The organism is Pseudoalteromonas sp. CO109Y, assembly GCF_004208935.1.
GTDB lineage: Bacteria > Pseudomonadota > Gammaproteobacteria > Enterobacterales > Alteromonadaceae > Pseudoalteromonas > Pseudoalteromonas shioyasakiensis.
Genome location: NZ_SGPD01000022.1, coordinates 19,651 through 31,206, shown reverse-complemented (window position 1 = coordinate 31,206; position 11,556 = coordinate 19,651). Strand labels below are relative to the sequence as shown.

Here is an 11,556-nt window from a genome sequence, read left to right as displayed (position 1 = left end):
AAGGGAATTAAATACTAATATTAGGGACAACTTTTGGTCAACAGTTTTTTAACCATTGTTTTTCAATGTAAATTTTAAGTTTCATGTGTATATAAGATTAAAGAAAAATTTGATTACATATATTTCACATTAGTTTATATATTCGAAACAATAAAAAACCCAGAACAAGGTTCGAGCCTTAGTTTCTGGGTTTTTTATATTTTTTTGATAATTTATTATTTCAAATATCTAGCCAAAAACTTTTCCATTTTTGTGTAAAGCTCAACTTTATTTTCTTGCTTCTGAAAGCCATGACCTTCATTTTCTTTCATTATCCATTCATCATCTGACAAAATTACTCCTTTTTTTGCCAGTGCATCGCGTAAATCAGTTGCGTGTTGCTTAACTACGCGCGGGTCTTTCGCACCTTGCACTATCATTAGTGGCGCTTTAATTTTATCAACATGTTGCAACGGTGACATTCGTTTCATTAGGGCTTCATCAGATGGATCACCAATCTGCATTTCAAGCACTTCACGTTGTGACTCCCAATGCTTTGGTAATGTATCAAATAATAAAGACACATCTGTTACGCCAACGTAATCTATTCCGCATTTATAAAGTTCAGGTGTAAACGCAAGGCCCGCTACTGTGGCATAGCCACCGTAACTCGCGCCATAAATACAGACCTTATTCGCATCTGCGATACCTTCTGAAACCAAATATTTAACGGTATCTGTAATATCATTTTGCATTTCAGCGCCCCATTTACCACCATAGCCCGCTTGCTGGAATTTGCGACCATAACCGCCAGACCCCCTAAAGTTAACTTGGACTGTGGCATAGCCTCTACTTGCAAAAAACTGGGCTTCAGGATTGAATCCCCAATAATCTCGAATTCCAAAGGGACCACCATGTGGATTTACGATAAGAGGTAGCTGTTTACCCGACGAGTTTTTAGGAATTGTGATATAACCATTTAATGTTAAACCATCTCTACTTTTGAATTCGATAGGCTGCATCGGCGACATCGCTTTAGGATCTATCCATGACATTGGGCTTAATAATGCTTTTAAGCTATTGTCATTTTTATTGAATAAATAATATTGGCCGGGATCAGTGTCACTCGCTGCATAGACAATATTGAGCACTTCATCATCAGAGCGACTGGTAATTGTCACAACTTTATCGGGAAATGTCTGCTTTAATGAGGTCATCATTTTTGCAGTCTGTTCATCGAAGTATACTTCTTCAGGGTATTTGTCATAAAAACTAATTGAAGTAAGCTTTTTACGCTTTCTCGAAAAGCTAAGCGATGTAACATCAACGTTATCATGGGCAAAAATTTGTTCGCCTAACTTATTCGTTTCTGGGTCGAAATAAAAAACAGCTTTGGTATCACGACCTAAATCAGAAGCGACGAACAACCTTTTATTATCGAAATCAAATGCCAATGGTTCAATATTTGCTTCTTCGGCATTGTACTCTCGTAATACTCTGAATTTTTCTTCGCCTTTTCCTTTATATAGTAAAGTACCTTTTAAACCTTCAATCGTTAAAGCGCCACGTACCTCACCATCATGATCAAGCATCCACCCCTGAACGTTACCAGGGTTCTTTGCAAGTAAGTCCATCTTGTAATTACGTTCGTGTTTACGATCCCAACGGCTGTCGATTGGCAGTTTATATAAATCTGGAGCAACAATGTTTCGGCCGTTATATTGCACCAGAATATGCTTCGGATCATCTGGTAATAAATGCACAACTGATGCAGAGCGGATACCTGATGCGCCAACTTTTGATCCGACTAACTGCACGACCTTCGCACGTTTCTTATGGGCATCAATTGTATAAATACTGAATGCTTCATTACCATTACTGTCTAGTGTAAAAATAATGTCATCATTATTCGCCCAAGAGAAACTATTGATATCTTGCTCATCAAACTTTGTTATTGGCCTCGCATTTTTAAAGCCATCAACTTCCATTACAACAATATTTCTACGCTCGTTAATTGGCGATAAAACCGCAAGATACTTACCATTTGGAGAAAGTTGCAAATTAGAAAATTTAGGTGTTTTAAAGAAGTCCTCAATTGGGATGTCTTGCGTTTTGGAGCCGACACTCATAGATAAACTGAGCAAACTACTCAAAAGTAAAAACCATATTATTTTCATTTTAATATTCCCTTTAATTATGACGATAAATGTTTGGGTTATTTATAACTTAGTACTTTGCATAAAAAAACCCTGCTACAGCAGGGTTTTAAGAGCTTATACTAATTATTTTAGCTTAGAATTTTTGTTCTAAACGAAGGTACATTGAACGACCTGTTTGATCGTATAATGACCAGCTTGAATCACGGTAATCACGGAAGCCGTCATACCAAGAAGGTGCTTTCTTATCAAATACGTTGTTAACACCTACAGAAATTTTAGTATTTGTTGGTGCAGTGTATGTGAACTGAGCATTATGCTTGAAGTATGAAGGAACGTCAGCAAGGTAATCAACACCCCACTCTTCGTTACCTGACTCTTGAGCGCCTACGTAGAACATAGTCCAAGAAGCACTGTAATCTTCATAAGAATAGCTAACACCTAAATCAGCTTTCCAATCTGGGTAATCTTGAAGACCAGCATAATCAAACGGTTCTGCATCTTTGTCAGCTTTCTCTTCAAATTCCATAACTTTTGAAACGTTTAGCATTACGCCAAAGTCACCGAAGCTAGTTTCATGCTTGTAGCGAGTTGAGAAATCGAAACCAGACGTTTGTAGTGATGCTTTATTGATATAACCTGTGTAGATGTAATCAATTTGGCCAGTACCATTAGCACGGTCGATAGCATCTGGTGTAGAACCTAAACCACCTTCTTCTTGTTCAATACGTAGAAGTTCAGTTGTGCTTACGTCATCGATACGGTTTTCGTAGCTGATATCGTAGTAAGTTAATTCTACTGCTAAGCCATCAACGATATCCCATACGAAACCAAGCGTCGTAGAGTCACCCGTTTCTTCAGTAAGGTTTGCATTACCACCGAACCATGTCGCTACTTGCTCACCAGCGTCAGAACAATAACCTTCTAATGATTGACCAGGGTTAGCATCACACCATGCTGTATCACGAACAGTTGGGAAGCTTAATGCATAAGACTGGAACATTTCGCCCATGTTAGGAGCACGGAAAGACTCACCCCAAGAACCACGGATTAATAATGTGTCAGTTGGGCGCCAAGTAACACCTACTTTTGGAACAACCTTATCAAATGTAGTGCTCTTTTCACCAAGGTTAGTCATACCTGACTGTTCGTATTTCTCATAACGACCAGCAACAGTTACATCAATTTCGTAAGGTAAGCTTGCTTGAATTTCCATGTATGCAGCAGTACGGTCACGAGTTGCATATACGTCATCGCCGCCTGAACCGCCTGAGATGAAACCATTTGCAGACTCAGGATCAGATACTTGAGTGAAATCAATTTCTTCAAATTCTGCACCAACAACACCAGCAATAACGAAATCACCGTTATCAACGAATGTAGTAGATACTAAACCATCAATTTGTTGGCTTTCGTAACGACCTTCATAAGTACCTGTATGCGCTGCATATTGGTATAAGTCTGTAAGTTGAGTATTCCACTCTTCGTAGCTCATGCCAGTAGTGTTAAGAATATCATATTCACCAGAGTCAATTGCGCTTTGTAACATTACGTCATTAACTAGGTTGCTACCAAAAACATTTGTTTTAGAGATGCTGTTTTGATAGTTGATTTCCCAATCAAAACCATTACCAATATCAGTGAAGCCTTCAAGACCTAATACGATGTCTGTAGTTACAACTTCTGTTTTTGTATCACGGTTACCAATTGGCACAGAACGCATGTAAAGACGGATATCTTCATCTTCTGGGTTATATTGGTTGTCAGCATCCATCCAAACTGCACCGGTAGATACTGGCGTACCTGCGTAACGAGAGTTTGTTTCGTTGAAACTTGCCATTGCACGACCAACAAAGCGAATGTTGTCAGTCAATTCATAGTTAAAGTTAGTTAAGAATGAGTTGTTTTCTACGTCTGGGTAGAATTTTGTAACGTTACCGTAATTGTATAAACAACCACCAACGCCGTTCTCATCCATAGAATTTACGACGTCAGCTGTTTGGTCACAAAGCTCAGGGTTAGAGATATAGCTACCCGCACCACCGATTCGGTAGTTTGGAACATGGCTATAACCGCTGTACGCACCGTAAGTTGGATCGTCCATCGCCCAAATTTCTTTGTCGAAGATTGCATTGTCACGTGAGTTTTCATACGTGAAGATGATGTTACCTTTTTCAGATGTGTAACCTGAAGTAATTGAGAAAGTTTTGCTTTCGCCACCTTCAACTTTAGGTACTTCGTAATCGTATTTTACGCTAACGCCATCAAAGTCTTTTTTAGTGATGATATTGATTACACCAGCAACTGCAGATGAACCATAAACAGCTGATGCGCCATCGCGAAGAATTTCAACACGCTCAACAACAGCCATTGGGATGATTGATGTATCAGCCGATGAACCAGAAGATGAACTTGTACCAGGCATACGACGACCATCTAATAATACAAGTGTCGCGTCAGAGCCAAGGCCACGTAAGTTAATGTTAGAAGAAGCTGCACCACCAGCACCGTAACCAGATACACCTTTCCAAGAACCGAAAGAGTTAGAAGCAAGGTTATTTAAAACGTCAGCAACTGTAGGCTCACCTGAAAGGCTGATTTCTGCCGCTGATAAAACGGTAACTGGAGAGCTGTTCTCAAGATCTACCTGCTTGATACGTGAACCAGTAACTTGGATACGCTCAACTTTTTCTGCGTTTTCTTCATCTGCAGCAAATGTGCTTGCAGAAAATGCAGCTGTAGAAGCTGCGCCAAAAGCGATCGCTAAGCGAACAGCTTTTGAAACTTTATTATTTAACATTTGATTCTCCCTGGACCATGTTATTCATGGAATATTTATAGTTATTCAAAAAAAATGCATATTAGGCAGTAATTTTGAGCTTTGATAATAATACTCGCCACTCTTAAAGGTCAACACTTCGCTAACTCAAAAGTTCAATTTTTAACAATAAATAAAACACTAACCAAAATAATAAAACATAATTAACACCTTCAAACCCCTTTAAATACAATAGACACAGCAACATTTACAACAGGTTACAAAGATCAAAAAGAATTTAATTTTTTAGTATTAATATGGGTACTAAAGCAAAACCCACCAACAATTGCAATTTACACAACAAAACCAGTACTGATAAATGGCATTTTTTATCTTTAAAAATAAAAAAATAAAATTTTAAGACCTTACAATTAAGATGAAACCACAATAAACATGGTCAAAATGATTGATACATGTAGAAAAAGGACAAAATGATGCAAAAGTTAATAGAATGAACATTCTATTAACTAGCAATAACTAACGAAAAGTGTAGAAAAACATTTAACCCCTTATATTTTCTGAAGATAAACAAGTAAAACTAGAACGAATTCGGTACATATAAACTTGAAAAAACTGTAACAATCACTGATAGTAAGATTGTTAAAACAACAAGGAAAAATCATGTTTAAACAATTATTACTAATTGCATTTACGTTTTGCTCACTTTCTTCGTATGCAAAAATAAATGAACTACCAGAAGAATTTTCAGACTTTAGCCTTAATCGAGATATTAAAATTTCGTATGAGGACCTTGATAACTTACTTGAAATGACTGTTATCGACATGGGGATGTCAGACCGAAGCTCTCGCAAATCTCAATCCTCCATTGGCACCCGCATGAAATCGCACAGAAACAACGATACTGCGCTTGAAGCCAATCGTTTTTTCTTCGAAGGTGTTACTAAGTCTGAGATAAAGGATGGCTTTCACAAGATTAGAGTTAGCTTGGAGAAGGTACCTAGCGAAGTGTCGCTGAATGATTTAAGCCTAGACGAGCAGTTAGCTTACTGGCTTAACCTATATAATACAGCCATGGTCGAAAAATTAATTGAACACTACCCTATTCGCGACACAGAAGACCTTCTATTTGGTGATGATTCGATTTTAGAAGATGAGTTTTTAACCGTTGCCGGTTACAAACTTTCACTCAATGATATTCAACATAAAATTGTTTTTGAAAAATTTGGTAAAAAAAAGCCGATAGTTATGTATGGCTTTTATCAAGGTAACATTGGCAGCCCAAACCTTCGAGATGAAGCGTATAAAGGTAGCAAGGTTTACCATCAACTTGTTGAAAATGGAGAAGAATTTGTAAACTCAAATAGAGGCATGCAAATTAAACGTAAAAACCGCCTTTATGTATCTAAGTATTATGAGCAAGCTGAGTCTTTATTTTCAGATTTCGAAAGTGACTTACGTGAGCACTTAGAAGACTACGCTGAAGGTCAAATGAAAAGCGATGTTAAATACGCCAAACGCTTCAAAGTTGATATCGAAGATTGGAGTATTACTGATTTATATGGTACCGACCGTGACTATGGCGGTTCTGCATCAACTAACCCTGCAGCAATGCTTAATGCTGTTGTAAGCAACTCAGCTGTACCAATCGGTCCTGAAGGTAGTGGCTCAGGTATTGGAGCGGTTAATGTGAGTCATATTACAGATTCAATTATGATGCGCACCATGGATTTTGGTCGTTTTTCTCCTGAAATGTTAGAGAAAATCAAAAAACTTAACTTAAAGCGCCAAGACAACAGTGGCTCTGTTGAGATTAAAGATCTTGATTCAAACAATTAAAATAAGAGGGCCACTCGTCAAAAGAATGTTACGGGTGGCTTTTTCTGAACAGGGAGTTCGCTATGCTTAAACCACTCTTATTAATAACCGCAATTTTCTTTACTGCACACTCGTCAGCAAAACTAGACACTCTACCTGAAGAATTTGCCGATTTCGGCTTAGATAGTGATTTAACAATATCTTATGGTGATTTAGATCAGTTACTTAAAATCACAGTTATTGACTTAGGCCGCTCAGACCGAGGTTTTCGAAAAGGCCAATCAGGCATTGGTACACGCACCCGAGCACATAAAAATAACGATACAGCTTTAGAAGCAAATCGTTTTTATTATGAAGAAGTTGTAAAGGCAAACCTGAAAACTGGTTTTAAAAAAATACGTCTGAGCCTTGAACAAGTTCCTGAACAAATCCCACTTAATGAGCTCGTTTTATCTGAGCAACTGGCTTATTGGCTAAATTTATATACCACAGCATTATTAGAGAAACTCATTGAGCACTACCCTATCTTTAGTACTGAAGATTTATTATTTGGTGATAATTCATTACTTGATGAGGAGTTTATCACTGTTATGGGACATAGCCTGTCTTTAAATGACATACAACACAACATTGTCTTTAAAAAGTTTGGTAAAAATAAACCGATTGTTATGTATGGATTTCACCAAGGAAATATAGGCAGCCCAAATCTTCGCCCAGAGGCCTATGTAGGAAGCAAAGTGTATTACCAACTAGCAGACAATGGTGAGGAATTTGTTAATTCTAACCGAGGTATGCAAATTAAAGGGAAAGATAGACTTTACCTATCCGTCTATTACCAGCAAACAGAAGCCTTGTTTGACGACTTTGAGCAAGATTAAAAGTCTCATATTGAACACTATACTAATGGCTCTTTAAAAGATGCTGTAGAGTCTTCTAAAGGGTTTAAGCTTACAATAGATGATTGGCATATCGTGGATTTATATCGCACGCATAGAGCCTATGGCGCCTCTTCTGCTATTAACAGGGCCGCGCTAGAGGGGATAGGAGGAATGACATATGGATATCGTGCAGCAGACGGAAGCTATATCACCGATCCCTTAACGAAGCGGCTAGCTCAATTTGGTCGATACCCACCACAAGTTTGGAAGAAAATTCGCAAGCTTTATAAACAAAGAGAACGCATTAAAGGTACTGTAGAAATCAAAGACCTTGATGTAAATCAAGAGTAATATTTTACTTTACTGTACGCCCTGTTAACATAAAGCAAAAACAGGGTGTACGAGTGAATAATTCATTGCAAAGAGCTTTGCACGCATTCAATCAACAACAATATGTGCAGGCATTACAACTCCTTTCTTTACATACAAATAAAACCGCTGATTGGTATACATTAAATAGCTTATGTTTATCAGCTGTAAACAAAACTATTGAAGCAGAGCAGTGTTATCTACAAGGCCTTAGCCAATTTAGCAATCATGTTGGCCTTTTAGACAACTACACAAATCTACTTTGTAAACAAAAAAAGTATGCAGAGTGTATTCAGTTTTGTGAATACAACACAGCTTCTTTATCACTCGAAAAGCCACGACTTAATTACATTGAAAGCCTAATTAATCAAGATGAATTATTAAAAGCCGAACATTTATTGAGCAAAACATCGCCCTCGCAGAACACATTCGTTCGTTACCATTGGCTCACTTTAGAACTTTTCGAGCGCTTTGGTGACTTACAACGTATCGAAGAGTATTTTCAAACAAAATTGCCAGCTCAATTAAAGGGGCAATTTCATTTCGTTTATAAACATGCTTGTAATTATCGAAATTTAGGTCAATTTGCCGAGGCCTTAGCGCTTTTGCAAATGCTTTTAAAACAGCAACCAAGTGCCGAGTTGCACTACATAGTTGGTTGTACATACTATGATTTACAGCAATATGAACAAGCACAAGCTCACCTTAAGGCATGCTTAGAACTTGCACCTAACTATGTACCAGCGCATGAAAGCCTTAACAAGCTCTACTGGGAGCACTCGCAGAGCCAATTAATGAGTTCATATGCTCAAACTTTCAAAAATTATGATGCAAACCCTGTTCTGATCCACTCTCAAATTGGCCAACTACTGCAACTAGATAAGCTGGAAGAAGCATTATTAGTAAGCAGTGATGCAACACGAAACCATCCACAAAATTTAGATTTACATCATGCACACAGTATAATTCTAGATAGAACAGGTGACGAAGAAAAAGCATTTTCACTCCTTCAGCAACTAGTTAAAGCAGCCCCTCAAAATGCTCGTTACTGTATTGATTTAGCAAACTTTTACATACAACAAGGCGATTACAGCTCAGCGATCTCTCATTTAGAAACCGCAGTAAAATTTAATCCTCACAACCAAGAGCTTTGGGCATATTTAAGTATTGCTTGGCGACTATCAAATAATGATAAATATCACTGGTTAACTGACCTAGATAAATTCGTTAAAGTGATGGAGCTACCTGCTCCGCCTGGCTTTAAGACCTTTGCTGATTTTAATAAGCAGTTGCAGGAGCTAATGATCAGCCTTCACACAAATAAACTCCAACCATTAGATCAAAGTGTGCGCAGTGGCAGCCAAACACAAGGTCACTTGTTACACCGTTCAAACCAACTTATTGATTTATTTAAGTCATCTATGAATGAATGCATTAATCAATACCTGATGCAGCTACCAGAGGATGCTAACCACCCCCTATTAGCGCGAAATCATAAACGCTTTGTTGCCAGAGGTAGTTGGTCGGTGAAACTAGAAGAAGGCGGTTTTCATGCTAATCATATCCACCCTCAAGGTTGGTTATCAGCGCCGAGTTATATTTCTATTCCTAATGAGATGAGTAAAGATGATGAAACTAAAAATGGCTGGCTTAAGCTAGGAGAAACCAGTCTTAACTTAGGTGAGCGTGAGTCTATAGATCGTGAAATCTGCCCTGAGGAAGGTCAAATTATTATATTTCCAAGCTATATTTGGCATGGTACATACCAACTAAAAAGCACTAGCCCTCGGCTAACTATTCCATGTGATATCATGCCCTTAAAATAATAAAAAAGACCATCTAAATGATGGTCTTTTTTATTACCAATTACTTATTTAACAGCGCTTTGGCATCTTGGTAGGATTTTTCATCGGCCTGTATGTGTTCAAGGTAATTTGCAAATCGTCCTGAGGATGACTTATAAAGTGGCTTTCTAACCTGCCATACACTCGCTGTACTTACAGTGCCAGATTTATTGTGAAATCGCTGGGCTTCATCAGTATATTCAAGCCCTAGAAAGCGAAACAGTTGTTCTAAAATCTGCTCGGGTGAGCAAACGAGCTGATCGTAATTCAGAGTAAAAATATCATTACTGAAACACGACTGCCAATGTGACTTAATACGTTGCTGCTGCTCATAGTGATGTAGAGTATCACCTAGGGATACAGCATAGTTTAAGCTCGGACCCAAATGCTGGAAAAAAGCTGACAAGCTATTGTCTTTAATATCTCGCTCTGTCCATATAATCTTAGCTTTTGGATAGAGCTGCTTGATAATGTCTAAGTAAAGGTAATTTTCAGGGCGTTTATCTGTTACATAAAGCGCCCCTTCAGCTCTTAAAGTTAATTGTTCTTTATAACCATCAATAAATTCAGGCTCTTTAGCCTTATTAACAAGTGTCTTTTCATCGCCAATCAAATTGAATAACGATGAATGTAAATAGGCAATTTCACCACCTGCCGCTATTTGCTCGTTAGAGCTGATGATTTGTTCAATTAGTGTTGAGCCAGAACGAAACATACCACAAATTATAATTGGTGTTATTGAACTATTCGCTTCTTGCAAAGCAATATTACGAGCTAAGGTGTAGTCAGTAATCTTCTCAGCAGATTGGCGATCATAGGCTGGTAAATACTTTTTATTGTAATGATTAGCTTTTACATAATAATGCCAAGCTTTCTGATAGTTTTTACAATCATTAAATACCTTACCAAGTGCATAATAAAGATCAGCACAGGCAATATCATCTGACTCTCGTTGTAATATAGCTAGGCATGCTTGTTCGTAGTTAGTCGCATCTTGTTCAGAAAATGTCTCGATGTCAGCCAGCCTTGCTTGTGCCATCGCGTTAAATGCATCTATTTTTAAAACCTGTTGAAAACCTTTTTTCGCTTTCTCTTTATCACCAAGCTGTTCGTAAATATTTGCCAATGAAAAGTGAGCTTGAAGATTATTTTCATCATGACTAATCGCTTGTTGTAAGTAACGTACGGCATCATCGGGTTGATGTAATTGCTCATTATGCATAAAAGCAATTTCTATTAAAGCGGGTGCTTTAAACTGCTCAGATAATGTTAGAGCTTGTTCAAAGAAGCGCATCGCTGAATCATGGTTATCAAGCTTTCTTTCTATTTTTCCTAGCTGAAAGCAAATATCAGCTTGCTGCGGATTTGTCTCGTATAAAGGTAATAACGCGCTTTTTGCAATTTTGAACTCACCACAACTTATACTTAATTGTACTAAGGTCAGTACATAATCAAACTTTTTTGGAGCTATCGATACCAGTTTTTGGCAATAGGCAATGGCTGTTTCAGTATCTTGTTGCTGCATAGCAACTTTGAAAAGGATCTGTAACGCTTTTTCAGCAAACTCATTGTTATGTGTTAACGGTTTTAATAATTCTATCCCCTGGCTAACTTTACCTTGCTGAAGTAAAGCAACAGCTTGGGTAAACGCGTGTTGTTCTGATGTCATTGTTTCCCCATAAAAAAGCTTCCCCATAAAAAAAGCGAGCCGAAGCTCGCTTTATCATACATTAATT

The 11,556-nt window shown here is 37.9% G+C and carries 7 protein-coding genes; 4 read left to right on the top strand and 3 right to left on the bottom strand.

What is annotated here, in order from left to right:
* Positions 1–215: 215 nt before the first annotated feature.
* Together EXT43_RS08410 and EXT43_RS08405 are read right to left on the bottom strand one after the other, a co-directional pair.
* A complete protein-coding gene (locus EXT43_RS08410) occupies positions 216–2,156 on the bottom strand; it encodes a S9 family peptidase (RefSeq protein WP_130166774.1) in 1,941 nt (646 codons plus the stop codon).
* Positions 2,157–2,271: 115 nt separating this feature from the next.
* A complete protein-coding gene (locus EXT43_RS08405) occupies positions 2,272–4,935 on the bottom strand; it encodes a TonB-dependent receptor (RefSeq protein ID WP_062567005.1) in 2,664 nt (887 codons plus the stop codon).
* A gap of 639 nt (positions 4,936–5,574) precedes the next feature.
* Between EXT43_RS08405 and EXT43_RS08400 the strand changes: the two genes are divergently transcribed.
* The 4 genes from EXT43_RS08400 (at position 5,575) to EXT43_RS08385 (ending at position 9,802) form a co-directional block, all read left to right on the top strand.
* Positions 5,575–6,750, top strand: a complete 1,176-nt coding sequence (locus tag EXT43_RS08400; RefSeq protein WP_130166773.1) for a DUF547 domain-containing protein — start codon at positions 5,575–5,577, stop codon at positions 6,748–6,750.
* 62 nt (positions 6,751–6,812) lie between these two features.
* On the top strand, positions 6,813–7,607 hold the full coding sequence (locus EXT43_RS08395; protein ID WP_130166772.1) for a DUF547 domain-containing protein: 795 nt from the start codon (positions 6,813–6,815) through the stop codon (positions 7,605–7,607).
* Positions 7,608–7,778: 171 nt separating this feature from the next.
* A complete protein-coding gene (locus tag EXT43_RS08390; RefSeq protein ID WP_130166771.1) occupies positions 7,779–7,958 on the top strand; it encodes a hypothetical protein in 180 nt (59 codons plus the stop codon).
* A gap of 53 nt (positions 7,959–8,011) precedes the next feature.
* Entirely contained in the window at positions 8,012–9,802 is a 1,791-nt protein-coding gene (locus EXT43_RS08385; protein ID WP_130166770.1) for a putative 2OG-Fe(II) oxygenase, read from the top strand.
* A 40-nt stretch (positions 9,803–9,842) separates the two neighbouring features.
* Here the strand turns inward: EXT43_RS08385 and EXT43_RS08380 are convergent, their stop codons facing one another.
* Entirely contained in the window at positions 9,843–11,489 is a 1,647-nt protein-coding gene (locus EXT43_RS08380) for a sulfotransferase (protein ID WP_165385090.1), read from the bottom strand.
* Between the last annotated feature and the right edge of the window lie 67 nt (positions 11,490–11,556).